The organism is Flavobacterium crassostreae (genome assembly GCF_001831475.1).
In the GTDB taxonomy this organism is placed as follows: domain Bacteria; phylum Bacteroidota; class Bacteroidia; order Flavobacteriales; family Flavobacteriaceae; genus Flavobacterium; species Flavobacterium crassostreae.
This window is the reverse complement of record NZ_CP017688.1, coordinates 1612342-1638768: the sequence shown is the minus strand read 5'-3', so window position 1 is coordinate 1638768 and position 26427 is coordinate 1612342. Positions and strand designations below refer to the sequence as shown.

General features: G+C 33.8%; 22 protein-coding genes and 3 pseudogenes. 14 read left to right on the top strand and 11 right to left on the bottom strand.

Annotated elements, in window-relative coordinates:
• Nucleotides 1-313: 313 nt before the first annotated feature.
• From LB076_RS13850 to LB076_RS07290, 11 genes and pseudogenes are all read left to right on the top strand, one after another.
• Nucleotides 314-598: pseudogene (locus LB076_RS13850) on the top strand (hypothetical protein); the annotation flags it as partial.
• Nucleotides 599-1240: 642 nt separating this feature from the next.
• On the top strand, nt 1241-3313 hold the full coding sequence (locus LB076_RS07330) for a P-loop NTPase fold protein (protein ID WP_066336467.1): 2073 nt from the start codon (nt 1241-1243) through the stop codon (nt 3311-3313).
• A gap of 190 nt (nt 3314-3503) precedes the next feature.
• Nucleotides 3504-4457: a type IV toxin-antitoxin system AbiEi family antitoxin gene (locus tag LB076_RS07325; RefSeq protein WP_066336465.1), complete on the top strand. Its 954-nt coding sequence runs from the start codon at nt 3504-3506 to the stop codon at nt 4455-4457.
• Nucleotides 4429-5283, top strand: a complete 855-nt coding sequence (locus tag LB076_RS07320) for a nucleotidyl transferase AbiEii/AbiGii toxin family protein (RefSeq protein ID WP_078055306.1) — start codon at nt 4429-4431, stop codon at nt 5281-5283. The genes LB076_RS07325 and LB076_RS07320 overlap by 29 nt, the downstream gene beginning before the upstream one ends.
• Entirely contained in the window at nt 5284-6549 is a 1266-nt protein-coding gene (locus LB076_RS07315; protein ID WP_066336463.1) for a restriction endonuclease subunit S, read from the top strand.
• Nucleotides 6550-6570: 21 nt separating this feature from the next.
• Nucleotides 6571-7203 (top strand): ribonuclease H1 domain-containing protein, encoded by a 633-nt coding sequence (locus tag LB076_RS07310; RefSeq protein ID WP_066336461.1) that lies wholly within the window; start codon nt 6571-6573, stop codon nt 7201-7203.
• A gap of 53 nt (nt 7204-7256) precedes the next feature.
• Nucleotides 7257-9404 carry a UvrD-helicase domain-containing protein gene (locus tag LB076_RS07305; RefSeq protein WP_066336458.1) on the top strand — a complete coding sequence of 716 codons (2148 nt, stop codon included), beginning with the start codon at nt 7257-7259 and terminating at the stop codon, nt 9402-9404.
• Nucleotides 9405-9769: 365 nt separating this feature from the next.
• The gene (locus LB076_RS14055) at nt 9770-10348 is read left to right on the top strand and encodes a hypothetical protein (RefSeq protein WP_232505639.1); all 579 of its coding nucleotides are present in this window, start codon (nt 9770-9772) and stop codon (nt 10346-10348) included.
• Between the two features lie 36 nt (nt 10349-10384).
• Nucleotides 10385-11620: a type I restriction enzyme endonuclease domain-containing protein gene (locus LB076_RS14050; RefSeq protein WP_232505638.1), complete on the top strand. Its 1236-nt coding sequence runs from the start codon at nt 10385-10387 to the stop codon at nt 11618-11620.
• A 29-nt stretch (nt 11621-11649) separates the two neighbouring features.
• Nucleotides 11650-11892 carry a hypothetical protein gene (locus LB076_RS07295; protein WP_141672838.1) on the top strand — a complete coding sequence of 81 codons (243 nt, stop codon included), beginning with the start codon at nt 11650-11652 and terminating at the stop codon, nt 11890-11892.
• A gap of 20 nt (nt 11893-11912) precedes the next feature.
• Entirely contained in the window at nt 11913-13496 is a 1584-nt protein-coding gene (locus LB076_RS07290) for a ScoMcrA-related endonuclease (protein WP_066336452.1), read from the top strand.
• A 20-nt stretch (nt 13497-13516) separates the two neighbouring features.
• On the opposite strand, the pseudogene LB076_RS07285 reads toward LB076_RS07290, so the two are convergent.
• Nucleotides 13517-13870: pseudogene (locus LB076_RS07285) on the bottom strand (ISL3 family transposase); the annotation flags it as partial.
• A gap of 119 nt (nt 13871-13989) precedes the next feature.
• On the opposite strand from LB076_RS07285, the gene LB076_RS07280 reads away from it, so the two are divergent.
• Complete coding sequence (locus tag LB076_RS07280; protein ID WP_066337192.1) at nt 13990-14301, top strand: transposase; 312 nt, start codon at nt 13990-13992, stop codon at nt 14299-14301.
• 50 nt (nt 14302-14351) lie between these two features.
• The gene (locus LB076_RS07275) at nt 14352-15197 is read left to right on the top strand and encodes an IS3 family transposase (RefSeq protein ID WP_099092426.1); all 846 of its coding nucleotides are present in this window, start codon (nt 14352-14354) and stop codon (nt 15195-15197) included.
• A 14-nt stretch (nt 15198-15211) separates the two neighbouring features.
• Here LB076_RS07275 and LB076_RS14045 read toward each other — a convergent pair whose 3' ends face one another.
• Together LB076_RS14045 and LB076_RS07265 are read right to left on the bottom strand one after the other, a co-directional pair.
• Nucleotides 15212-15793: an ISAon1 family transposase gene (locus LB076_RS14045; protein ID WP_425598070.1), complete on the bottom strand. Its 582-nt coding sequence runs from the start codon at nt 15791-15793 to the stop codon at nt 15212-15214.
• A gap of 13 nt (nt 15794-15806) precedes the next feature.
• Nucleotides 15807-16169 (bottom strand): ISAon1 family transposase N-terminal region protein, encoded by a 363-nt coding sequence (locus tag LB076_RS07265; RefSeq protein ID WP_070786662.1) that lies wholly within the window; start codon nt 16167-16169, stop codon nt 15807-15809.
• Between the two features lie 370 nt (nt 16170-16539).
• Here LB076_RS07265 and LB076_RS13965 point away from each other — a divergent pair, with 370 nt between their 5' ends.
• Nucleotides 16540-16938, top strand: coding sequence for an FtsZ/tubulin family protein (locus tag LB076_RS13965; protein WP_066336891.1), 399 nt, complete (start codon nt 16540-16542; stop codon nt 16936-16938).
• On the opposite strand, the pseudogene LB076_RS13960 reads toward LB076_RS13965, so the two are convergent.
• The 8 genes and pseudogenes from LB076_RS13960 to LB076_RS07220 all read right to left on the bottom strand — a co-directional run.
• Nucleotides 16875-17051, bottom strand: a pseudogene (locus tag LB076_RS13960) (type I restriction-modification system subunit M N-terminal domain-containing protein); the annotation flags it as partial. The gene LB076_RS13965 and the pseudogene LB076_RS13960 overlap by 64 nt on opposite strands.
• Before the next feature lie 457 nt (nt 17052-17508).
• Nucleotides 17509-18108 carry a hypothetical protein gene (locus LB076_RS07255; RefSeq protein WP_141672846.1) on the bottom strand — a complete coding sequence of 200 codons (600 nt, stop codon included), beginning with the start codon at nt 18106-18108 and terminating at the stop codon, nt 17509-17511.
• Nucleotides 18105-19220, bottom strand: a complete 1116-nt coding sequence (locus LB076_RS07250; RefSeq protein ID WP_066336886.1) for an RHS repeat domain-containing protein — start codon at nt 19218-19220, stop codon at nt 18105-18107. The genes LB076_RS07255 and LB076_RS07250 overlap by 4 nt, the downstream gene beginning before the upstream one ends.
• Nucleotides 19221-19603: 383 nt before the next feature.
• On the bottom strand, nt 19604-19978 hold the full coding sequence (locus tag LB076_RS07245) for a hypothetical protein (RefSeq protein ID WP_141672845.1): 375 nt from the start codon (nt 19976-19978) through the stop codon (nt 19604-19606).
• On the bottom strand, nt 19975-21888 hold the full coding sequence (locus LB076_RS07240; RefSeq protein ID WP_066336882.1) for an RHS repeat domain-containing protein: 1914 nt from the start codon (nt 21886-21888) through the stop codon (nt 19975-19977). Before LB076_RS07240 ends, LB076_RS07245 begins: the two co-directional genes overlap by 4 nt.
• Before the next feature lie 321 nt (nt 21889-22209).
• On the bottom strand, nt 22210-22581 hold the full coding sequence (locus LB076_RS07235; protein WP_066336879.1) for a hypothetical protein: 372 nt from the start codon (nt 22579-22581) through the stop codon (nt 22210-22212).
• Nucleotides 22571-22843 carry a hypothetical protein gene (locus LB076_RS07230; RefSeq protein WP_066336878.1) on the bottom strand — a complete coding sequence of 91 codons (273 nt, stop codon included), beginning with the start codon at nt 22841-22843 and terminating at the stop codon, nt 22571-22573. Before LB076_RS07230 ends, LB076_RS07235 begins: the two co-directional genes overlap by 11 nt.
• Nucleotides 22844-23372: 529 nt before the next feature.
• Nucleotides 23373-26165 (bottom strand): RHS repeat-associated core domain-containing protein, encoded by a 2793-nt coding sequence (locus LB076_RS07220; RefSeq protein WP_157776675.1) that lies wholly within the window; start codon nt 26163-26165, stop codon nt 23373-23375.
• Nucleotides 26166-26427: the final 262 nt, after the last annotated feature.

The following is a 26427-nucleotide window of genomic DNA, read 5'->3' as shown; positions in this document are numbered from 1 at the left end:
ATTGACATCAATATATTAGAGATATTGGTATTTCTAAATGATGTTAATTGTATTAAATAACTCCGTAGATTAAAAAGGTGCTTTAAATAAAATGGTTCGGAGGTTTAATAATTGAATTTATATTAAAAAATCGATAAAAAAGGATTTGATGTCTGAAGTTAAAATTACTAGAATTAGTAAAGTTTTAAGGGAATTTAATATCTCATTAGAAAAAGCTGTTGTCTTTCTTTAATCTAAAGGGTTTACCATAGATTCTAATCCGAACACTATACTTTCTGAAATAGAATATAATATTCTAAAAGAACAATTTGAAATGGAAAACAAGAAAGTTATTAGGATAAATAAAGTTTTAAGAGAGTTAAACATTTCATTAGATAGAGCTGTTGACTATCTTAAAGACAAAGGAATTAACATTGAATCAAATCCAAATACTAAAATTTCTGATGATGTTTATAATATCTTGTGCGGTCAGTTTGCTGGAGACAGAGGGAAAAAGGAAGCTTCAAAAGAAGTAGGCGAAGAAAAAAGAAAAGAGAAAGTAGCTTTACGTTTGGAAAGAGAAAAAGAAATTGAAAACATCCAGTTTAAAGACAAAAAACATCACCAATTAGTCTCAAATATTGTAGACAATACTAATGCTAATTTTTACCTTTTAGATTCCAATTCAGACAATAAAAATAAATCCAGTAAGCCATTTAATGAGGGTTTCTCGGAAGTAATATTTAGCAATAAAGAATATTTAGCAATAACTAATAAAATTAGTATTGGCGACATTTTAATTAGTAAATCGATTTTAACAAATAATAATGAAGCTTATTTAAAAGTAAAAGAAATAGGAATTGTAACTGAGTCTTTAAATCGTCGTAATAAATTTGATGTTGCTTGGATAATAAAGAATCAGAATATAGATATCAAAATTTCAGAAATATCAAATTTCAGGTCTATAATTGTTGAACCGAGTAAATCTGTTTTAAAAAAGATATTTGCCAAAGTTGAATCTAAAGATGTTAAAAAATTAGGTGATGCACTTTCTGTCTTAAATTCTGAATTACAATCAAACCAATTAAAACCTAATATCACTACAATACCCGGATTGCTATGCGATTCTGAAATAGGGGAAGACCACTTAGATATTAAAAAAGATGTTGAAGCTTTTGCCCGTGTGATTGGAGCTAAAAGTTTTACCCCACCACTAGCTATTGCTTTATTAGGAAAATGAGGCTCTGGCAAAAGTTTTTTTATGCAAAAACTAAAGGAAGATATTCAAAAATTATCTGAAAACAATCCTCAGGAAGCCTTTTGTGAAGGAATCACTCACGTGCACTTTAATGCTTGGTCATATATGGATGCCAATCTTTGGGCAAGCATTGTCACCAGAATTTTTGAAGGTTTGCATGAATACATAAGTGGCGACAATTTAGCAAAAACTTATAAAAAAGAAATTGCAATAAAACTGACTCAAAATCTTAATATTTCCAAGGATGAATTAAGAGAACTTGAAAAACAAAAAAAGGATGTAAGAAAAAAACTATTTTGTTTATATAAGGATAAAAGAAAAGTTGAAAAAGAATTAAAAAACAAAATCGATGAAATTGAAAAAATGACATTGATTAACATTATTAAAAATATTAATGATAAATATAATGTTGAAAGCAAAATTCAAGATGCTTTAGATAGCAATAAATCATTCATTGAAACTAAAGAAAAATTCAGCAAAATAGTCCCTAAAGAGTATTGGAGTAGCCCTGAAGAATTATACAATCAGTTAAAATCTAAGCAAACATTTTTTAGATCTTTTTTCAAATCTGGTAAATGGAAATCTAATTTAAAATGGTTAATAGGTATACTTTTAATTATGTTTTTTTCATCAGCTATTGTAATAACTTTTATTTTTTATATCACTTATGGAGACTTTACATTTTCTCCTAAAACCTGGGCTATTGTAACAATTTTAGGAACATTGTATGTTAAGATAGTTGATACTTACAAAAAATTACAACCGATATTTGCTTCCTTTTGGAAAATAAAAAATGATTATGAAACCGAAAAAGAAAATGCTCTATTTGAATTTAATCAAAAAGAAAAAGCATTAATACTACAAATAGAAAATAGTAAGGAGGAAATAAATAATATTACCCAACAAATAATTGAAACACAGAGTACAAAGATCAGAATTGAATTTAAAATAGAACACGCACTGTCAACAGAAGCCCTATTCACATTTATTGAAAAAAGAGCGAATAGTGAAGATTATAAAAAACACTTAGGAATAGTCTCTATCATAAGGAAAGATTTTGAAGTACTCAGTGGCTTACTAACTGACCACAATATAGAAGCTACAGAAAATAAAGGAAATGAAGAATTTAAAGCAATGTTTGAGAAACCACTTGAACGAATCATTCTTTATATAGATGACTTAGACCGTTGTCCCGAAGACCGAGTAGTTGAAGTTTTGGAAGCAGTTAATTTATTAATGGCATTTCCGCTTTTCGTTGTTGTAGTTGGGGTTGACCCTAGATGGGTAAAGACAGCTTTACGAAAGAAATATAAAAAATTATTTAATAAAAATAGTGATAACGAAGAAGCAATTTCTCCATCTAATTATTTAGAAAAAATATTTCAAGTACCTTTTCATTTGAAAGATGCCGACGACAATAGCATCAAAAATATGATTGAGAAATTAGCAAAAACAAAACAAAATTTAGGTATAATAAACAAAGATAAAGAACAAGATAACAGTGTCAGTCCAGATTCTGTAAATATAGAAATAGTTGAATATGACGACAATGATAATCAAAAAATCACTAAAACTTTAAATATCTCTTCTACTCCTAAAATAGTACCAATTATAAATGAAGAACAAATTAAAGCTTTAGATATAACTGATGAGGAAATTGAACAAATTAAAAGCTTAACTGAAATCATCGGTAATAACCCAAGAGCTATAAAACGTTTTGTAAATATTTATAGGATAGTAAAAACCCATGAAGATTTTGATTATAATGAAGATATCGAAGAGAAAGAAATTTTAGCAATCATGTTTTTATTAGCATTACCTATGGGAAAATTTAAAGATTTAATGGGTTCATTTGAGTCTTTTTTAGGCATAGAAACTATAGATTTTGAAACATTAGATCATTATGTTAGTCCTCCACCCTCACTTGGAGGAAGTAAAGATGATAAATTAAAAAGTAGAAAAACAGAATTAAAAATGACATTGCAAAATTCCAATAAAAAAATATTAGAAATAGATGTTTCTATATTTAGAAAGCATAATTCATTTATCAAAAGATTTACATTTAATAACATATAAATGCCTAAAAACAACAAAACACACTAACTAGCAAAATTAATATGTATAATAAATTCATCTCTTGTTTACTAAAAAACATTGTTCAAGTTACATGAACAATAATAAAAAATGAACAAAAATTAATATTTATGAATTACGTTCACTATATTTGAATGTTCATGTTACATGAACTAAATTAAAAAATGAACAAATGAACAGTTTCAAAACAATACAAGACTATTTTGGCAAGCTCGATTTTAAATTAAGCCTATCAGAAGAAAACAATACTGACAACACTTTTGATTTCCTTATTCATATTAATGAAGAACCTCTTTATGTCACAATAAAAAAAGAAGTAAGACCGGGATATTTGCACGTTTTAAATGAAACATTCGAACAAAAAAACAATTTGCTATTGGTCGCTGATTACATTACACCTTTAGCCAAAGAAAAATTAAAAGAGCGTCACATAAATTATATAGATAGTTTTGGAAATGCGTATTTAAGTCTCGAAAAAGTAAAAATATACATAGAAAAAAGCAACGCAAAACCTATAGTAAACGAAAGCACTGAAGTATTTACTCCAACTGGTGCCAAACTTTTATTTGAATTATTACAACACCCAGAACACATCAATACTACCTATAGAGATTTAGCCGAAGCATGTGCAATTTCGTTAGGTAGTGTAAGTAAGATCATGAAAGCATTGGTGCGTGACGGCTATGCAGTACGAGTAAATAAGACGCAATTGCAATTAGTAAAAAGAAAAGAGTTACTGGAAAGGTGGATTCCTCTAATTAACGAAAAAGTATTGCCAACCTATAAAGTAGGGAATTTCAATTTCATTAAAAATAACAATTGGAAAAACATCGATTTAGAAGTGCAATGGGGAGGAGAACCCGGAGCAGCACTACTAAACCAGTATTTAAATCCTGAAAAATTTAGTTTGTTTACCAATCATTATAAAAATGACATTATTAAAAATGGGAGGTTATTGCCGAATCCAAATGGAGAGGTAGCGATATACAAACCTTTTTGGAAAAACCAAGAAAACAGAACAGTGTCCCCTTTGCTTATTTATGCACAATTGATGTACAGCGGCAAAGACAGAAATATAGAAACAGCAAAACTAATTTATGATGAGTATATCAAACCTAAGTTATAAAGACTATTCCTTTGCGCATCATGGCGAAGTGTATACTATTTTAGAAAAAGTATTTGCCCAATTTGGTATATCCTACTATTTGGTTGGTGCAAACGCACGTGATGTACAATTGTACAAAAAGGGGATTAAACCCTCCAGAGGAACTGCCGACATCGATTTTGCAATTATGATTCCGGACTTTGAAACCTACAATGCTGTTTTTGAAACCCTTTGCACTATGGGATTTAGGAAAGCAAATGAAAATTACCGATTGTATTTTGAAAAAACCAATACCGCCATCGATCTTATGCCTTACGGCGAAATTGAGCAGGAATACACAGTAACCTTTATCGATAGAGATCTTACTTTGAGTGTTTTGGGATTTAAGGAAGTGGGCGAAAAAGCCGAAAGTTTTCAACCCGAAAACGAAAAATTCACCATACCAGTAACACCCGTTGAAGGAATTTTGATTTTAAAACTGGTGGCTTGGAGCGAAAAACCCGAAACAAGAACCAAAGACCTTGAAGATATTTCGTTCTTACTAAAACACGGCTGGGACTTATATGAAGACGAAGCCTACGCTGATCATCTGGATTTATTTGATGACGATTTTGAGCAGACTAATACTGCAGCAAGAATCATTGGCCGTAAAATGCACCCCATATTAGAACAAAACAGCAAATTACACCAAACCATTGTAACGGTTTTAGAAAACAGCATTGCCACAAAACAAAAAGCCGAAAACCCCGAAATACAACTCGCCCAAAGCATGGACAAAACCATTGAAGATGTACAACATATTTTAAGCTTGGTTTTACAAGGGATTAACGATAAACCAAAACAATAAATGCCCAACAACTGGAAAACATATAAACTCTCACAAGTAATAAAAATTGTTGGAGGTGGAACACCTAAAACATCAGAACCTAAATATTGGGATGGTAATATTCCATGGCTTAGTGTCAAAGATTTTCAAGGTGAAAGAAAGTTTGTATACGATACTGAGAAAACTATATCTGATGAAGGTTTAAAGAAATCCTCAACTAAATTACTCCCTAAAGATGCTATAATTATATCAGCGAGAGGAACTGTTGGAGAATTAGCAGTTTTAGGAAAAGAAATGACTTTTAATCAATCTTGCTATGGCATTTTACCAAATGAAAAGATAGATAATCAATATTTATATTATTTGCTAAAACAAAAAGTTTTAGAATTACAAAGTTTAAGTTATGGTAGTGTTTTTGATACTATAACCACTAAGACTTTTGATGGATTGGATGTGAAAATCCCTGAATCCCTCCAAGAGCAAAAATCCATAGCTTCCATCCTCGCTGCCATAGACGACAAAATAGAAAACAACCTCGCCATTAACAAAACCCTCGAAGAAATGGCAATGGCATTGTATAAACACTGGTTTGTCGATTTTGGCCCGTTTCAGGAGGGTGAATTTGTAGAAAGTGAATTAGGCATGATTCCTAAGGGTTGGGAAGTAAAGAGCATTGAAGATTTGCTCTCCATAAAACCATTAAATGGTTTATACAAGAAATCAGAATTTCAAGGATATGGTAATAGATGGCTTAAAATGAGTTCCGTTTATGGTTTGGATATAATTACAAATCAAAAAATGGAATTAATAAGCGTTACAGATAATGAAATAGAAAAATTTGGTTGTATAAAAGACGATATCGTTTTTGGGAGAACATCACTAGTGCTTGAAGGTATTGGTAAATGTGCAATAATAAAATGTGAAGACAATGTTCCTATATTTGAATCTAATCTATTTCGTATAAGACTTGATAAAAAAAAGATTTTTCCTGATATTATATATATTTTTTTTAAAACTAAATATGGTAGAGATGAAGTAAAAAAATTAGCACGACAAACTGCTGTTTCAATAACAAGTAAAGATTTAACTAATATCAAAATTGCTTTACCAAACATCTTAGTTCAAAATGAAGTAGCAGAAAAATTAGATTTTTATATAAATAAACAATTAGAAAATATTAAAGAAAACCAAACCCTAACCCAACTCCGTGACACGCTATTGCCCCAATTAATCAGTGGTACAGTGCGGTTAAAAGAGTTTCTGGAAACAGTAGAAGAAGTAGTTTAGTACTAAAATTGAGGATGAATTATGGCAAAAATTAAGTTTTATGTAGTCTGGAAAGGGCGTCAAACAGGAGTTTTTAACACTTGGGCAGAATGCCAGGAGCAAACAAATGGTTTTCCTCAAGCCGTTTTCAAATCCTTTGAAACACTGGAACTGGCACAACAAGCATTTAATGGTTCTAGTTATGATTTTATTGGTAAAAACGTTGAAAAACTAGGTTTGTCAGAAGAAGAGTTACTACTCATAGGCAACCCAATTGAAGATAGTATTGCAGTAGATGGTGCATGGAACAACACTACGGGAATTGTAGAATACCAAGGTGTATTTGTAAAAGATAAAAAAAGCATTTTCACAATGGGACCGTTTGAAGATGGAACCATCAATATAGTTGAGTTTCTAGCTATAGTTCATGCTTTGGCACATTGTAAGAAAAACAATATTACACTTCCTATTTATTCAGATAGTAAGATCGCAATAGGATGGGTTCGTGATAAAAAACAAAGCACTAACCATGATCCAAGTGATAAAAACAAAAAACTATTTGAACTACTGGAACGTGCTACTAAATGGCTCAATGAAAACGAATATGAAAATAAGGTGCTGAAATGGGAAACGAAAGCTTGGGGAGAAAACCCAGCTGATTTCGGCAGAAAGTAGTACTAGTATTACAGCTAAAAATAGTATATTACCTTCATAAAAATTAAATACAATTGATAACTACCAAAACGGATTTAAGTAATTTAAATATCAAACAACATGAAGCTGTTGTTAGTGAAGACAAACGAATTTTAGTATTAGCTGGAGCTGGCTCTGGAAAAACTAAAACGCTGTTACAAAAAATCATTTACTTAATCGAAGAAAAAGGAGTTAGTCCTTCCAGTATCCTGGCCATTACTTTTACCAAAAATGCAACCAATGAAATGATTGACCGTTTGATCATTTCGGCAGATACAAGCAAGAAATATGAAAATATGTTGCTAGACAAACGCTTTTCTAAAGCTGAAAAAGATCGAGAGCGCTATTTACAGCAAAAAAATTACAAATGGATCGATGGCTTAACCGTGAGAACATTTCACAGTTTCTGTTATAGTATTTTACGTAATTATGGTGTAAATGAATTTGATAATAAGTTTCGAATTATAGGCGATGAAAAACGAGATGAAGAGGATGAACTCGCTAAACATGTGGCGCCAGAAACTGTGTTTGAAGTAGTTCATAAACTTTTGATATCAAAATGTGACAACACTGAATTTCTGCTTCAACTAAAGAGATACATTCTAGATTATAACGTAGATAAAATACATCTAGCTAAAAACAACCCTAATAATTCAAACAACGACGGGAAGTATTTCACTACACTGGATGGTACTAGAGTCCGTTCAAAATCAGAACAGTTTATAGCCGATTGGTTTTACAGACACAGTATAAAATACGAATATGAACCGCTTCTTAAAGTGAAGGATTTTGATTTTCGCCCTGATTTTTATATCCCAGAAGCGAACTTATATATAGAGCATGTAAGCGACAAAAGTTACCCACTTAATGGCAAAGAAGAACAGTTTGAAAAAGGAAACTTACTCTATTTTAAAACCTATGATTACATCACTCAGGATTCGGCTCTATTCAATCATACGTTAGATAAAGTAGTTAAGAATCGTTTACCCTCTAATTATCATAAAAATGTATCCCTAACTTTTAGAGAAGAGTTTAATGGCTATTATGAAAGTGTAAAAGACTTCGTAAAGCAAATCATGCGAATTACGGATATGATTAAAGTCGAAAACATTAGCCCTAAACAAATATTAGAAAACGCAAAAAATGATCAGCATGAAAGAGTAAGACATTTTTATGCATTAGCTATTCCCATCGTTGAAGAATATATTGAATACACAACCAATAAATCCTATCTCGATTTCAACGATCTAATTTCAAGAAGTGCCTCATTATTTGAAAATCATGAAGATATAGCTAATAAATACAAAAGTAAATACCAATACATTCTAGTTGATGAATTTCAGGATGTCAATAATTTACAAGTTGAACTAATCAAACATTTATTAACTGATGAAACACAACTGTTTTGTGTAGGTGATGATTGGCAAAGTATTTATGGTTTTAGGGGATCAAACGTAGATTACATTGTAGATTTTGAAAAATACTTTCCCAATTCAAAAGTGGTGAAATTGGATCAGAATTATCGTAGTACTCAAAATATTGTTGGGGCTAGTAATGAAGTCATAAAGCACAACAAGTTTAAAGTGGAGAAAGAGATTCATTCCTCTAAAATATCTGAACATAAAATTGTGGTCTATTCTGGTAATGATGAAAAAGATAATATTCAGTTCTGCACAGATAAAGTAAGAGAATTATTGGAAGATGGTTTTCTACAGGATGATATTTTGTTTTTGTACCGAAGAAATAAAATGTACAGTCCCTACTTCTTTAAATTTAAAAATGAGAATATCAGGGTGCAAGGAAAAACAATACATGCCTCAAAAGGACTGGAAGCGAAAGCCGTTTTTATACTCGGATTAACGGAAGGCAGCGGTGGGTTTCCAGATATTTGGCTAGAAGATAGAATTTTTCAAGTAATAAAAACAGCCAATCACGATTTACTAATGGAAGAAGAGAGACGCTTGTTTTATGTCGCTATCACCAGAGCAAAAGACAAACTATTTCTAATAACAGAAAAGGGAAATGAATCTAGCTTTTTGAAAGAAATTCCAGAAAAGTTTACGGTAAAAACAAGTCAGTCGATGCAATCAGTAGTAGAAAAAATTATTAAATGTGACAACTGTTTTAGTCAACTGGAAAAATTATGGATTGCATGTCCTTATTGTGGTGAAAAAGTAAGTTAGAATATTTAGAGCATAGAAACGGGGTTAAAAGAATTTGGGGAATAATTAATAAGATTGCCACGCTCTACTGCGTTGCGCTCGCAATGACATCATACTGATATGACTACAGAAGCACTAATTGAACAGGCAACTATCGAATGGTTACAAGACTTAGGTTATACCGCACGTAAAAGGGAATGAGTTACCTCAAAATGCCAATGCTGTAATCCTAAAAGACCAACTAAAGGAATTTATTCTTAATAAATACCCTCAAGTACCCTCTGAAATTCAAGATCTTGCTGTAGCTGACTTTTGCAACAATCTAGGTACCGACATTGATTACCGTAACCGTGATTTTCATCTTAAACTTACCAAAGGGATTAGTTATGAATACAAACCTTTCAGAAAGAGAGAATATTATTGTGATGGCAGATGAAGCTCACAGAACACAGTATGGTTTACTAGATGGTTTTGCATCCAACTTACGCAAAGCATTACCTAATGCCTCCTTTATAGGGTTTACAGGAACACCTATAGACAGCAAGGATGCCGATACTCAGGAAGTTTTTGGAGAAACGATACATATTTACGACATCAAACAGGCGGTCAATGATAAGGCGACTGTTCCTATATATTACGAACCTCGCTTGGCAAAACTGCATTTAGGAAATCAAAACATTGATGCCGAAGTGGATGCCATTACCGAAGATCTTGAGGATGATGGCAACCTGAAATGGGCAGCCATTGAAGATGCAGCAGGTTCAGAAGACCGAGTTCAGAAAATTGCCAATGACATTATGAAACATTATAAAAACCGTACAGAAACCTTACCCGGAAAGGCAATGGTGGTTTGTATGAGTCGTCGCAATAGTGTAAAAATGTATGATGCCTTAAAAGCTATTGAAGGTTGCCCTGAAATAGCTGTTGTAATGACCGGCAATATATCCAAAGATCCTATTGCTTAGAATGAACACATTAGAACACAAGATACAACCGAAGCCTTGAAAAAACGATTCCGTAAACCCGAAGATCCGCTTCAAATCGTAATAGTTCGAGATATGTGGTTGACGGGATTTGATGCGCCATGTGTACATACCATGTATATAGACAAGATCATGCGTGGACACACTTTAATGCAAGCAATCACAAGAACCAATCGCGTTTTTAAAGACAAACCATCGGGTGTTATTGTAGATTATATTGGTATTGGAGACCTATTGAAAATTGCCACTTCTAAATATACTGGTGGTGGCGGAAAAGGACAACCCACTATTGATATGCATCAAGCCTTGGAAATGTTCTACAACCAAGTAGAGATTTGTAAGAGTTTATTACCCGAAAAAAGTGACTATTCCAATTGGAAAGGATTACGAGATAGCGACAAGGTACTCTTGATAAGAAAGGCATTGAACGGCATTATTAAATATGATGAAGCAGCAAACCAATTTATGCTAGAAGAGAAGAAATTGAAGGGCTTATTATCTATTGTAAAATCACAACCTCAAATTCAGGAACATTCAGTTGATGTGTTGTTTATCCAACATTTATCAAAAGCGATTCGGAACGCCAAATCAGTAAAAGGAACCCGAACGAATCAAAAAGACCAAATCAAGGAATTGATAAGCCGCAGTATCGAATCAGATGATATTGTAGATGTATTTGCCATGGCAGGATTAGAACGTGCTGATATCTCTATATTAAACGAAGATTTTCTTTTGGGTGCCAAAAAAGAAAAAGATAGTATCGCTATAAAAATTGAGTTGTTGAAAAACATCCTAATGGACGAGGTTAAACTACGATTGCATAAGAACATAAAGAAATACACTTCGCTCAAAGAAGAACTGGAACGAGTAATCGAGAACTACCATAAAAATGCGATTGATTCTTATACCACCATTGCTGAATTAGTAGAGAGAGCAAAACATTTGCAAGAGGAAGATCACCGAAATAAGGAATTAGGATTGAGCGATGAAGAGTTAGCTTTCTATGACATTATAGCTTCCAAAAAGGAAATCATCAAAGAAGCTGGACCCATTCAGGATATTGTACATGGCGTGGTGAAGGCTGTAAAAAGTAATTTACAACTAGACTGGATGAGCAAAGAAGATGCTAAAGCAAGCATACGATTGGCCGTAAAAAGAGAATTGAGAGGAAAAGTAGGTATTCTGGAACTCAACAACATACTACAGGAAATAATGGAACAAGCCGAAGGCCAGTTTGCAGAATGGAGGGCATAATTAATAGCATTAAATTTAATAAACTAATAATGAAAAATCTATTAACACTGCATGAAGCTATTGTTATTGCATTAATCAATATCAATAAAGAAAATTTCTCAGCAACTTTTGATGAAATTGCTGATTTTATTGAAAAAAGAGGATTGTATACTGAAAGAAAAGGAGAGATTGATTTAACAAAACAAATTATGTTGAGATCTACAAAATCAAAAGGCAATTACATCTATCTTTTCGAGCAAATTGACAATAGCTCAATCAAATTGAGAAAATAATTTTAGCATGAATTAAAACTATGAACGAAATCAAAAAAGAGGATATATTATCTGCAATTCAAGAGATAGATAGAGAAGGAATTAGATCTGGAAGACATTCCAGTACTTATGATTTAATCCATGAAGGCAAACACTATCCCCCTAAATTAGTAATTAGTATTGCCAATCGCTTTGCAACTGGAGGAGAACTTGACTCTTCTATATTTTCAGGTGGCGTTGATACTCCTGCTTTTCAATTGTTAAAAAAGGAAGGGTTTGAGATAATTCCAAAAGCTGATGTAACTGAAGAATCAATAAATGTTAAAGAGGATTTTGTAAATTGGATGATTGAACATGATGGAAAAAAAAGTAATTATTTTTCGAAACAGTTTGGTAGTAAAAAAGAGCGCCTTGTGCAAGAATTAGATTTATATGAACTTGAATATAAGAAAAATTTTGAATCTGAATTATTTATTATAAAATCAAAAAACTCTAAAATTGAAATTAATTCGATTAAGAAAAACATCTATGATAAAACAGCAGAATTTTCTAAATTCAGTGAAAACAGATCAAGAGATAGACCAAGAGCAATATTAGGAAAGGACAATTATTTAAAGTTTCTCCAAGAAAAATTGGGTCAAAAAAACACTATCAATTACTGGATATTTCAAGGTAATCCTAAATTTTATGATGTTGTTGGTTCTTTGCAAAATGAGTTGCTAACTACATGGAAAGTAGCGACTCACAAAGACAAAATAAAAAAAGGGGATAAAGTAATTTTATGGCTGACGGGAGAAAATTCAGGTTGTTATGCCTTGGCAAAAGTAACCTCAGATGTTGGTAGGATTTCAGCGAGTCAAGAGGAAATCAAATATTACAAAACAGGTTACGACGAAAACGAAGATCGAGTAGCAATAGAAATTGATTTGCATAAACATGTAATGACAAAACTTAAAAATGATGATTTAGGTAAAAATTTTGAATACTCTTCAAGAACATTTGACAGAGACAAAAAAGACATTTTTGATTTGTTTGGCATGCTTATTCAATACAATCGGAAAGATAAAGTGTATTCTATCGATGAGGAAATCGAAGATCCTTCAGTATCACGAATGATCGAAGCGTTTTCTATTCATCAGGCACTAAAAGAAGGAAATAAATTATCCCCGAGTATTTATCTCGAAAAAAGGAAAGTTACTGGAACCCATTTAATAAGCGGAATACTGTATGCCATACAAAACCGTTTCCTGATTTCATTCACCCATACGAAGTTTTGGGATATGGAAATCAGCCAACGTAGCGTAAAACCATTAGCCATAAAGGAATCGGAACACCGCTGGTACCTTATTGCACAGGATGAGAAAGATGGTATCGTAAAAAACTTTGGTTTTGACAGAATCACTGATTTAAAAATTTCAGATACTACATTCAAGGCTATCTCATTTGATGTTGATAAAAAATACCAACATGCTTTTGGTATTGAAACCTACGAACCTGTTCAAAAAATAATACTTTCTTTTACTTGGCAACAGGGAAATTATATCAAATCATTCCCATTACATTCTTCACAAAAAGTCCTGAAGGATACTGATGAGGAATTAGTGATTGAATTGGATCAATCCTAAAACCTGTGGAGCAGCAAAAATTAGGCATAAATATTAGTTAGCCTAAAAAGAAAGAATTCTACATTTCTAACACCTCTAAACTGAGATCTAAAAGCTTTTATTTTGGCGTTAAAGGATTCTGCTGATGCATTAGTACTTCTATTATCAAAATAGTTCAATATGCTTTGATAATGATTGATTATGGTTCGAGATATTGTATTGAAAGACTTAAATCCAGATTGATTTACTTTTTCATGCCATTTAGCTAGTCTGGCAAAACCAATGATTTTATCGGTTGTGTTTTCAAAAATGTTCCGTAATCCTTGAGATAGATTGTAAGCTTCTTTTATGTCGGGATATAATTCAAACAACAATAATGCTCGTTGTAATTGATTCGCCGTCCATTTTGATTTATTCTTGTATAAGAAATACCTACTTCTAGCAAGTAACTGCTTATTTTAGCCCCTTAATAGTTCGGAGTGATATTTTAAATTTCAAATAGTACATTTGAGATATGAAATACAAGAAATGGAGTTTAGAAGAAAAGCTAGAAATCCTATCCTTTTCAGAAGAATTAGGAGCCGTTGAAACCTGCCGTAAATACAGCCTTAGCACTGGCACTTTGTATAGCTGGAAGAAGAAACACGAGAAGCAGGGAGAAGCAGGTTTAAAAGTAACTTATGACACTAGTAGTAAAGAGCTAAAGCAAGCTGAGGAAGAAAACAGAATTCTACGCAAATTATTAGCTAACAAGGAAATCGAATTAGAAATCGGGCGTGAACTTTTAAAAAAAAAGTTTGGGACATCCGATCCAAGAAAGATTTAGTAGATAGTTTTTATAGTAAACATAAGATTAGTAAAACTAAAATTATTGCTATGGTAGGCATGGTTCAAAGTAGTTATTATAGAAGACCAAGCTCAGGTAAGAAAGGTATTAAACCTAGTGAATTTACCTTTAATAAACATCAAGGATATGTAAGTCAAGATACTGTTGTTGAATCTGTTAAAGATGTTTTAAGTAATGAGTTTATTGACTGCGGTTACCGTTTAATGACTTCCTATTTACAACGAGAGGGGTACTTAATTAATCCTAAAAAGTTGTATCGAATTATGAGAGAAGAGGGTTTGTTGAAACTAGAAAACCGAATAAACAGGAGTGGTTCTGGTCGTAAATTTGTAAAATATAGAAAAGTTAAAACCACTAAACCTTTTGAATGTTTAGAAATGGATATTAAGATGGTTTGGATCCCAAAGGTAGGTAAAAACGCTTATTTACTATCTATAATAGACGTTCATACTCGCAGAATATTAAAGGATTTTTTCTCTTTTTCTATAAAACAAAACAAAGTAATCGCTTTGCTTTCTGATTTATTTTTAGAATACCAATACCCTGAAAATGTTGTGATAAGAAGTGATAATGGAAGTCAATTTATTGCCAAAAGAGTTCGGGAATACCTTGGACTCATTGGAGTTCAGCAAGAATTTACCCATGTAGCAACACCAGAAGAAAATGCACATATTGAAGCCTATCATGGAATACTAAAAAAAGAAGTGTTCCAAAGAGTTGATTATAGAACTTTTGGAGAAATTGAACTAATACTAAAAAGATATGTGATTTTCTATAATAATACTAGGCTACATGGACTTTTAGGACGCATTACCCCAATAGAGAAATGGAACCAGGATAAGCGTCTAATTTTGATGAAAAAATTAACCGCATAAATAATAATCGAAATTTACAATAATACTCTTGTTTTATAGGGGTCAAAACACTGCTTAATAGTATCTCCATTAGTCAATACTTCAGGCTCAAACCTTTTCTTGTTTTTCTTCGCTTTTTCTATTGCCTGATTTTCTTGGTCTATAGCTTGCCAACGGTATTTAATTCTTATTTCCTGTAAAGCTTCTGTAGCCAATTTTTGAACGTGGAACCGGTCGATGACGCGAGTTGCATTAGGAAAGGATTTCTTGGCAATGAGCCCCATATTTCCTGCCATATCAAGGGTTATCTCGGTGACTAGATTTCGTTGTTTAAGAGGGATTCTTTCAATGATAGCGATTACCGTTTCCGCTTTAGTTCCAGCAATCATGGCCACTATAGTTCCTTTCTTTCCCTTTCCAGCTTTGTTGGTCAAAATAGTATAGAGTTCGCCATTGGACAAGGAGGTTTCGTCTATTGATAATCGTTTTCCAATGTTTTCAGGAAAAATAAGCCATTCTTTTGCGTGTAGTTTTTGATTCCATATTTTGAAATCACTTAAGAAATCTTTGTATTGATGTTGTAGGTTTTTACCGCTAACGCCATAGAAAGAGGCGATAGCATTGCAATCATTAGGCTTGGAATCTATGGATCTCTTTTAAAAAAGACGCAAACTCCTGTGTCACCCGAGTTCCGTCTGCTACTAAATTCCAATCTCTAAAAACTACTTTTCCAGTATCTTCGTTTAGCCATCTTCTTCGAGTGATATGAAGATATACCTGATGCCCACGAATAGGGAAATCCTGAACTGTTATTTCATCAAAGAACCCTTTTGAGCTCAATTTTGATTGTCGATGTTCTTTAGGAATTGAATTAATCTCCTTTAAGTAAAGATGAAGTATCTCTTCCTCTTTTTTATAGGAAGTCAGTTCAAAGTATTCAACTATGATTTCAGGAAGTAACAACTTGAGAAGGTCGACAAAAGAATCTTGCATTTGTATCTGATTTGGAAATACAAATATCTCTATTTTTATATTTCCCCACAACATTTAGACTTGATCCATTGAATTGTATATTCATCCAACTAATGATATCGTTATGGAACTATTGAAATATGACTCCAATGTCAAGGTTATATCGCCTGTTTCACTTCAAAATGAAATCAAAAAGAGAATTTTAAAAATGACACAGCTTTATAAATAAAAACAATATATTTTATTGTCTTTTCATGTCTTCACTAAAGTGAAACAAAATATTCCTCGGCCATGTTACGGCATTATCAGGATTTAGTTTTGTAGTGAAAGTAATTTTGTACAGCAAGCGACACAGAATAACTTAAACAAGTAAACTAAATAGCCAAAGAGCATGAATAGGAATGAAATTAAAATTATTGGAGTGGGTCCAGCTGGAATAGAAGTGTTAGAAAGAATGCAACCCAATACTATCAAAAACTTGGATTTGGTAGTTTGTGACATAGATATCAGTAATTTATCTAAAAGTTCCGTAGAGAGCAAAGTCCAACTCGCAACCGGAAAAACAGTAACCTTATCTCCTATAACTCTGTTTGAAGAAGATTGTCATCTGAATGTAGAATTAGATATGGCAATAGATGCTGCAATTAATGCTTTTGATCAAATCGAATCATTAATTACCGAAAATGCGAAAATGGCAATCCTTATAGCTAATGTAGGTGATAATACAATACCATCTGGTTTTAAAAACTCATTTGCTTTTTTTTCTAATTTTTCCGAAAGGTATTTATAAAAAATAAACCCCAAAATATAATCCTGAAATTGATTAGCAGATATTTTACCCCTTAAAATATTGGCAATAGCCCAGAGCTGCGACTCTAATTGCTTTTTTTGATCGTCTGACATGGTTTATGTAACTAATTATTTTGAATAATGGCTAAAGTAGGCATAAAATATTAGATGCTCCACCCCTATTTTTCTATTTTTTTTATCCGAAGCTACTTCCAGTTATCCGCTATATCTTTTTGTTTTTAAAGAAAAAACAAAAAGGATGCCGCTACTATCTGGGCTAGGGCAATCGTTTTCAAAACGAACCTTTTTTTAACAAGAGTTATTGATTTTAATAATCCCTATAAAACAACAAACCAGGCATTTACACTTGGTTTTGTGTTTTGTTTACTTGATCAACTTTGTGGGAACGGATAAATGTCTGTGCTATCGTTGCCTACATATCCGAGCGATCGGGTTTTTAAAATGGTAGATAAAACGCTAACCTCTAAAAAATTTAAAGAGTTCTTTAGTAAAAATGTAGCTGCATTATAAATCATAAAAAAACCTCGCAATTGCAAGGTTTTTTTATGATTTATTTTGGTAAATATTCATCAGGATAACTCTCTATAGCATCCTTTAAAATTGCATCATAAAATATATCTGAATATCTTTTATTTACTGCTTTCATACTATCAACTTCCTTTAAAGCTCCTTTTTTACCTACTAAAAACATACGCATAGAAAAATAATCTGCATATCTCAAAGAGTCGTTAGGTTTTTTATCAATAGTATCTTTAATCATTTTCAAACTTTCAGCTATATACAATTTTGCTTTAGGTAAGTCTTTATCTTTAAATTTTAGATATCTTGTAGTATTTAAAGTATTTAACCTACTATATTCATTTATTGATTTATTTTTAATCAATAATTCTTCCAACTCGTCATACTTTTTCAAATTTAATAATAATGAAACGATAGGTAATGAATTTTTTCCTGATAATCCTTTTTCAACAAAGTCCTTATTATACTTAAGTTGTTCATATGCAACATCTAAATATTTCTTATCTTTTGTTTGAAAATATTGCATCGTAGTTTTATTTAACAAAACATTTAATTCTTCATTTGTAATATTTTTCTTTGTATTAACACAGGACAAAACAAATAAAAAGCTAAAACATATTATAGTTTTCATAATTTATTAGTATCTATTTTTACTGCTGGAGCAGTATTATTAAAATTAATTGATGTTCCTACACTAGTGGTGTTAGGAATACCTAAAAGTCCAGTTGCACCAGGTCCAGACATTGGTGTGTTACCATTTAAATACTGTCCTTTAAAACTAAAGTCAAGATTAAATGATTTACCAAAGTTACTTTGAATTGATGAACTATTCCAATAGCTATCGTGTGTTAAAGTAGGAACGCCACCACCTTGTCTAATTTCTCCATAAGGGCTAGTTTGATGAGCTTTCATTTCATTACCCTGTAATGTCATATTATGGCTTACTAAACTTATATCAACACCTGGATATGGGGCTACTATATCCCCTGACACAGATGTATTAATATTTATTCCTTTAAAGTCTTTACTTTGTACACTACCATCTTTATTGTAAACTGTTGAAACATCAGCAGAAAGACTTGCTGACAGAGTTGTATTAGTACTCATATTCATAAAAGCAGCACCACTTGCAGAATGTGGATTATTAAAATCCTCTGTTGAGATTAATCCAATATCTCTACTGTTATTGCTTGAACTATTTGTACCAAAAAGATTAGTAACAATAGAATTATCACTTTTACCAACAAAGCTATATCCTTTAGGAGTATTACTGGCTGAAGTTACATTATTATCCCACACAAATGCACCTGTCTTGTTATTCTTAATCCAATCAAATGGAGACCTGCCGTCTGGATCTACTAATCTCAAAGGATTCCCCATACAGAAATTGTACGGACTCCAGCCTGGATACTTCTCCGCCAACGGATCCACATTCAACCACAAACTCGTCTTCATATCCAAATACCTCGCTCCATAATAGCTAAGATTGGTTTCTCTGTCGAGTTCCTTTCCATTAAACAAATACGGACTAGAAAACGAGCTAGAGTGCTCCTCAAAAAGTATTTCCCCAAAAGCTATGTATTCCACATGCTGGCTTATGCTACCATTGCCGCTGCTAATATACGAAGTACTCCCCAAATGATCGGGATGAAAATAAAAAATATCCTTTTCTGGCAAACCAATACCTGTAAATCCTTCGCCTGCCCTAACGGTACTGGGTTTTACAGGATCTCCAAATTGCACCGGAGGCCCTGGAACATCGCCCGGAGCGTTAAAAACAGGATTTCTAGGCCAGCCCTCGGGAGGTTCTTGATTTTCTTCTACTGCTTTAAGAGTATCACTCGGGTACGGGTCGCCTGTAAACTCTGGTGTGGCATAAATCCCTTGTTGCTGCTGTTTGTGCGTTAACGGCTACGTTTTGAGAATCTCCTGAGCTTTTAATCACACGCACGACTAGCTTTTTTTACAAGAATTATTGATCCTAATAATCCCTATAAAACACAAAAACCAAGCGTGAATGCTTGGTTTTGTGTTTGTTTAGTTGTTTAACTTTGTGGGCACAGATAAATATCTGCGCTAGCGTTGTCGACATATCCGAGCGGTCGGGTCCACAGAGGGGACAGTATCTATTTAAATAAAAATTTAATGACAAACATTAACAATAAAGGAGAGAAAAAGAAAACCACAATTAATACTTCTCCAAATAATTTTTCTTTTTTAGTTTCTTTTATCCATTTATCTCTTAAAACAAAATACTTCCCTTTATATTTTCGTCTGACAACATAAAAAATCAAAAAAGCTATAAAAACAAAAATAATTTTATCAAAAAAAAGAGAAAGCCTAAATTTAATTAAATTGATAATAAAATAATAAATTGATGCACAATATAAAAAAACTATAAATGAGATGCTTAAACACGCTGTAAATGCCTTAGCTCCATCACTCTTAAAATGCCTTTTTGCAGTTCTATAAAATGTATAATCAAATAAATTTTTCATCATTTCGTTTTTTCATTCACATAATTTGCTACATTATCAGTTATAGTTGTACCCGTAGCCAAGCCCCAACCAACATCCAAAACAGCACATGTTAATGCGACTGGTGCAGACGCACCAAGTAACAATGTACCTATACCAACTTTAGCACCAGTTCCCCAACCAACATTGTTTGAATTAATGTCTTCTATAACAGACAAACCTGTACCCAAAACACCTAATCCTCGACCAGCATATTTTGTCATCTGTAAGGCTTTAGAAACATGTCTTAAGTTCGAAAAACTTTCACCTTTTGCTCCGATTTTTATGAGAATTTCAGCTTTACTTAAAAGGGCTCCCTCATAACCAACAATTGCAGATCCTGATTTCATATTCGAGTCATCTTTTGAATCTGACCATTGCTGATACGAATCTCCCCCAGCTTTATGAGATATTATTTCAATAGTATTTAATCTATTTCCACTCCCATCTGCTATTGAGTTTGATGTAGTATATCCATTTTGGATAGATACCTTATTCATGTAACTTTCATAACCTGACACACTCTTATTAAACTTATTTTGAAGCTTGTCGAATTGTTTTTGTGTTACGTTAACAACCAAATCGTTATGTCCATCATCTATATTTTGAGTTTCTCCATCAATCCTATAATCTGTCCTCCCATCAGGATCAATTCTGTTTATTGGATTATTTCTAACAAAATTATATGGAGAATAGTTAAGTATTTTCTCCGCCAACGGATCCACACTCAACCACAAACTGGTCTTCATATCTAAATACCTCGCCCCATAATAGCTCAAATTCGTTTCTCTGTCGAGTTCTTTTCCATTAAACAAATAAGGAGAACTAAACGAGCTAGAATGCTCCTCAAAAAGTATTTCCCCAAAGGCTATGTATTCCACATGCTGGCTTATGCTACCATTGCCGCTGCTAATATACGAAGTACTCCCTAAATGATCGGGATGAAAATAAAAAATATCCTTTTCTGGCAAACCAATACCCGTAAATCCTTCGCCTGCCCTAACGGTACTGGGTTTTACAGGATCTCCAAATTGCACCGGAGGCCCTGGAACATCGCCCGGAGCGTTAAAAACAGGGTTTCTAGGCCAGCCCTCGGGGGGTTCTTGATTTTCTTCAACTGCTTTAAGAGCATCACTCGGGTACGGGTCGCCTGTAAACTCGGGTGTGGCATAAATCCCTTGTTGTGTTGGCGGCCCTGGAGGCACACCCAAAGTACGCACGTAAGCATCCAAAGCCATTTGTTGCTCGGCGGTACGCTGGGTATAATTGACCCCACCTGCAGTAATACCCAAGGGTTGCGCAAAAGCGCCGTTGCCTAATTTGCTGACAATGCGGCCAGCTCCTTCAAAATAATGCTTAGTAAACTTCCCTTTGCTTATCACAAAATACGGACTCACATAGCCCGTGTAATCGTTCGTATGTACTATGGTTGCTGCTGTTTGTCCGTTAACGGCTACGTTTTGAGAATCTCCAGAGCTTTTAATCACTCTTTCGCCTGCTGCATCGTAGGTATATTGGTGCATTCTTCCAGTATCGTTGATGCCCATTAGACGGTTTTCTTCGTCCCAACTCATTTTTCTGAAACTTTGTTGCTCCGTGTAACTTGTTGGATTGCCATTGCCATCGTATACATAATTTCGGATCCCTCCAGTGGTGGCTTGTGTCACTTCGTTGATAGAAGATGGCGCATTAGGATGCTGCTCGTTATCGTAATTATAATCCAAAACATAGCCTTTCTGCTCGTTGTTTACGGTGTGTACCAAGTTTTTATTGGTAATGTTGTGCAGGTTGTTATAACCCATATTCAGCTCATAACTCGCCTTAGTAAACTCGCCTTGATACACCGCCTTGGCAGTTTTTAATCTATAAAAAGCATCGTATTCGTATTGGTGCATCGAGGTTCCCCCTAAGGTATTGTTTACTACAGGAGCCGTGTTGTTTAGTAGCTACTTCCAGTTATCCGCTATATCTTTTTGTTTTTAAAGAAAAAACAAAAAGGATGCCGCTACTACCTGGGCTAGGGCATCTGTTTTCAAAACGAACCTTTTTTTACAAGAATTATTGATCCTAATAATCCCTATAAAACACAAAACCAAGCGTGAATGCTTGGTTTTTTATTACTTTAAATTCTGTTTGTGGCTCAACTTTGCGGGCACAGATAAATATCTGCGCTAGCGTTGTCGACATATCCGAGCGGTGGGGTAGAATGAGCTAGATTAATTCCTTAATTTTAAGCTCTCTTTGTCGTCTCTTAAATAATATGCCGGCCTATTTACTGATGGAAAACTTTCTAAATAAAGCACTTCTATTGTGTCACCAGGAGAAAATTTGCTACTTTGTGAATCTCCTTTATATAATTTTCCGTTCATTTTAAAATTATATTTATATATGATTGAATTTCCATTTTCTTCTTTTAATAAAAAACTTCCTTTACCATTATAACCTCTTTCATTTATCATAATCCCTTCAATTGATTTCCCGTCTTTTAAAAGCAGTCTATCTTGTATAGGGTGTTTTAAAAACATATGACCTATGACAAGCCCTAAAACAATCATAAATAACCACGCTTTAGCTTTTTCATTTTTCATTTGTATTTTCTTTAAATTTATTTATTGGCTCAAGTGTTTTAGTTTTAAAAACATTTTTTACAGATTTTTGAAATTGATCATTAACTTTTGGAGCTACATTTTTTATACCTCTAGCAGTTTGCTTGATAGTTCTATTTACATTTCCTGTAACATTAACATTAACAGAACGAAGAATCTTTTTTGTATTCTTTGCTATTTCACCACTATTAATTTTAGCTTTATCCCCTGCTAACGCACCAATTTTACCTCCAAAAGCATCCATTTTTACTTGCTCAACTTTTTGGGCACGGATAAATATCTGTGTTATCGTTGTCGACTTTATTTTTCATATCCGAGCCATCGGGTTGCAACTGTGGCGGGGGCTACAGGCATTGTTTACTTGCTTCACTTTGTGGGCACGATCCAGAGGCATCGCGCTAGCCGTTTAACTTATTTCTGCTCGCGCCAGCGGGGGAGCGGGGGAACAGGATTTTGCACAAATCAAGGCTTAAAGTATAAACTTAATATAACCAATGTTGAAAAAATAGTCAGCACAGTAAAATTTATCAATAACTCTTTTTTTAATTCTTTTTTAACCCCGAATAATTTATTTAAGATAAAAACAAAAAATAAAGTAATAAACATACCAAATAAACATAGTAAGAATCTATTAACAAAAAAAATAAAAAAAGTTTTTTTCAAAACATCAAATTGCTCTTTACTGCCGATCCAAAACATTGACAAAAAATAAACAAGTAATAATCCTAGTGATATAATTACTATATTAAAAAATCTATAAATCATATTTCTATTTAATTACTATTTCTATAATCTAAAATAATTTCAAATTTAATTTTGGTTTTTTGATCTTGATAATTATGCGGAGCACTAATACCTCCTAATTTTTTTAAACTTTCAAGCATTACTTTTGCCGATTTAAAAATTTCAGCACTTTTAGTAGAGCCATGTGCAAAAGTAAATTTATCAGACTTAGTCTCAAATCTATCTATGATCCCAAAAACATCTGTGCCATTATTAATTTGCTTATTTCCTGTTATCCAATCTCCTTTATAACTAAGTTGATATGTTTCTGGGCCTTCTGGGGTTGAAAACTCATCACCTTCATCTGTAGATAAATGTAAAATTTGCTTCACTGTATGACCTTTCTCAATCAAAAATCGCGCTATACCCGCACCATATGCACCACCCTCACTATGTGTTACCATTTCAAATTCTTCACCTTTTTTCATTCCGTGAGTTAATGTTTTATAATTTTTTTTAGCATATTCATAACCCAATTCTTCTCGTTCACCACCACTAGAACTACCCCCAAATAGAGATGAACCATCTACGTAATTATCAGTCGTTATATTTGAGTGATCACCAAAAAATGTTTGTGCTGCTTTATCAAAACCTTCTTCCCAATACTCTTTTTTTGGAGAACTTGACCCTATTAACCATCCTAAAAATCTATTCCAATGACCGTTTACAAAAAGTATTCGATTACCATCTGGATCAAATATATTTACAGGATTGTTCATGCAAAAAATGTATGGACCCGCAAATATATAATCCTCTTTCTTGGGATCCACACTCAACCACAAACTTGTCTTCATATCCAAATACCTCGCCCCATAATAGCTAAGATTGGTTTCCCTGTCGAGTTCTTTTCCATTAAACAAATAAGGAGAACTAAACGAGCTAGAATGCTCCTCAAACAAAACCTCTCCAAAGGCTATGTATTCCACATGCTGGCTTATGCTACCATTGCCGCTGCTAATATACGAAGTACTCCCCAAATGATCGGGATGAAAATAAAAAATATCCTTTTCTGGCAATCCAATACCCGTAAATCCTTCGCCTGCCCTAACGGTACTGGGTTTTACAGGATCTCCAAATTGCACCGGAGGCCCTGGAACATCGCCCGGAGCGTTAAAAACAGGGTTTCTAGGCCAGCCCTCCGGAGGTTCTTGGTTTTCTTCTACTGCTTTAAGAGCATCACTCGGGTACGGGTCGCCTGTAAACTCTGGTGTGGCATAAATCCCTTGTTGTGTTGGTGGCCCTGGAGGCACACCCAAAGTACGGACGTAATTATCCAAAGCCATTTGTTGTTCGGCAGTACGCTGGGTATAATTGACTCCACCGGCAGTAATACCCAAGGGTTGCGCAAAAGCGCCGTTGCCTAATTTGCTGACAATGCGGCCAGCTCCTTCAAAATAATGCTTAGTAAACTTCCCTTTGCTTATCACAAAATACGGACTTACATAGCCCGTGTAATCGTTCGTATGTACTATGGTTGCTGCTGTTTGTCCGTTAACGGCTACGTTTTGAGAATCTCCAGAGCTTTTAATCACACGCTCGCCGCCTGCATCATAGGTATATTGGTGCATTCTTCCGGTATCGTTGATGCCCATTAGACGGTTTTCTTCGTCCCAACTCATTTTTCTGAAACTTTGTTGCTCCGTGTAACTTGTTGGATTGCCATTGCCATCGTATACATAATTTCGGATCCCTCCAGTGGTGGCTTGTGTCACTTCGTTGATAGAAGATGGCGCATTAGGATGCTGCTCGTTATCGTAATTATAATCTAAAACATAGCCTTTCTGCTCATTGTTTACGGTGTGTACCAGGTTTTTATTGGTAATGTTATGCAGGTGGTTATAGCCCATATTCAGCTCATAACTCGCCTTAGTAAACTCGCCTTGATACACCGCCTTGGCAGTTTTTAATCTATAAAAAGAATCGTATTCGTATTGGTGCATCGAGGTTCCCCCCAAGGTATTGTTTACTACAGGAGCCGTGTTTTTTATCCCTAATACATTGCCTACCAAATCATAGCTGTAACTGTTATTCATGATTTGACGTCCTAAATTTGAGTTTACTTGCAACTGTTGCAAACGGCGCATGGTAGGGTCATAATTATAATGGGTTTCGGTGTTGTTTCCGTATTTTAAATACTTGCGTTGCTCAAATGCATCATACGCCAATTGTTGGATGTAATCATAGGTATGACTTTCCTTTTTTCCTTGCATGCTATGCAAGTTTCCAGCTCGGTTATAGGTATAATCCACCACTTCGCCGTCGGGATAGGTCATTTTTTGGATGCGGTTCCAGGTATCGTATTCAAACTCCGAAATATAGGTTTGTATGTCTGTTGGCGTGATGCGCAACGTTCTAATTTCTTTTTCTACTTCGCCTAGCTTTCCATAAAAAAACTCTTGACCACCACTAGCATCTTGCACAAACCACAATCGGCCTCGGCGCGAAGCAGTTCCATCGGCTTTACCATAATTGTACTGTACGTTGTTCTGTGGGTTTTTGGGATATTTTATGGTTTCTAATCGGTTGTAGTTGTACTCGTATTTGATAGCACCTCCATTAGGCACGGTGTTTTTGATGTCTTGTGTAACACGTTTGGTTAGGTTTCCTGCCAAATCATATTCCATTGTCGTTGTACCTGCATCGGGATGCGAAAATTCAGTGCGTCTGCCCAGCCAGTCGTAAGTGCTTTTGGTAACATGATCCATCGCATCGGTTACTTGTATGGTTTCGCCTAAGGCATTGATACTAAATTTGGTTACCAAATTGTTTTGGATGCTCGCCAAGTTGCTTCCTTTTACATCCGTTTGGGATTGTACGGTGTTGTTTAGTAGCTACTTCCAGCTATCCGCTATATCTTTTTGTTTTTAAAGAAAAAACAAAAAGGATGCCGCTACTATCTGGGCTAGGGCAATCGTTTTCAAAACGAACCTTTTTTTAACAAGAATTATTGATTTTAATAATCCCTATAAAACACAAAAACCAAGCAAATTTGCTTGGTTTTGTGTTTTGTTTACTTGCTCAACTTTGTGGGCACAGATTGCAAAT

Excerpts from the sequence above, each read along its gene's own strand:
- LB076_RS07265 (WP_070786662.1), bottom strand. The coding sequence starts at position 16,169 with ATGCAAGATTCTTTTGTCGACCTTCTCAAGTTGTTACTTCCTGAAATC.
- LB076_RS13965 (WP_066336891.1), top strand. The coding sequence starts at position 16,540 with ATGAATAGGAATGAAATTAAAATTATTGGAGTGGGTCCAGCTGGAATA.
- LB076_RS07255 (WP_141672846.1), bottom strand. The coding sequence starts at position 18,108 with ATGAAAACTATAATATGTTTTAGCTTTTTATTTGTTTTGTCCTGTGTT.
- LB076_RS07315 (WP_066336463.1), top strand. The coding sequence starts at position 5,284 with ATGCCCAACAACTGGAAAACATATAAACTCTCACAAGTAATAAAAATT.
- LB076_RS07325 (WP_066336465.1), top strand. The coding sequence starts at position 3,504 with ATGAACAGTTTCAAAACAATACAAGACTATTTTGGCAAGCTCGATTTT.
- LB076_RS07295 (WP_141672838.1), top strand. The coding sequence starts at position 11,650 with ATGAAAAATCTATTAACACTGCATGAAGCTATTGTTATTGCATTAATC.
- LB076_RS14055 (WP_232505639.1), top strand. The coding sequence starts at position 9,770 with ATGAATACAAACCTTTCAGAAAGAGAGAATATTATTGTGATGGCAGAT.
- LB076_RS07275 (WP_099092426.1), top strand. The coding sequence starts at position 14,352 with ATGGTAGGCATGGTTCAAAGTAGTTATTATAGAAGACCAAGCTCAGGT.
- LB076_RS07240 (WP_066336882.1), bottom strand. The coding sequence starts at position 21,888 with ATGCACCAATACGAATACGATGCTTTTTATAGATTAAAAACTGCCAAG.
- LB076_RS07320 (WP_078055306.1), top strand. The coding sequence starts at position 4,429 with ATGATGAGTATATCAAACCTAAGTTATAAAGACTATTCCTTTGCGCAT.
- LB076_RS07230 (WP_066336878.1), bottom strand. The coding sequence starts at position 22,843 with ATGGATGCTTTTGGAGGTAAAATTGGTGCGTTAGCAGGGGATAAAGCT.
- LB076_RS07245 (WP_141672845.1), bottom strand. The coding sequence starts at position 19,978 with ATGATGAAAAATTTATTTGATTATACATTTTATAGAACTGCAAAAAGG.
- LB076_RS07290 (WP_066336452.1), top strand. The coding sequence starts at position 11,913 with ATGAACGAAATCAAAAAAGAGGATATATTATCTGCAATTCAAGAGATA.
- LB076_RS07235 (WP_066336879.1), bottom strand. The coding sequence starts at position 22,581 with ATGAAAAATGAAAAAGCTAAAGCGTGGTTATTTATGATTGTTTTAGGG.
- LB076_RS07330 (WP_066336467.1), top strand. The coding sequence starts at position 1,241 with ATGCAAAAACTAAAGGAAGATATTCAAAAATTATCTGAAAACAATCCT.
- LB076_RS07310 (WP_066336461.1), top strand. The coding sequence starts at position 6,571 with ATGGCAAAAATTAAGTTTTATGTAGTCTGGAAAGGGCGTCAAACAGGA.
- LB076_RS07280 (WP_066337192.1), top strand. The coding sequence starts at position 13,990 with ATGAAATACAAGAAATGGAGTTTAGAAGAAAAGCTAGAAATCCTATCC.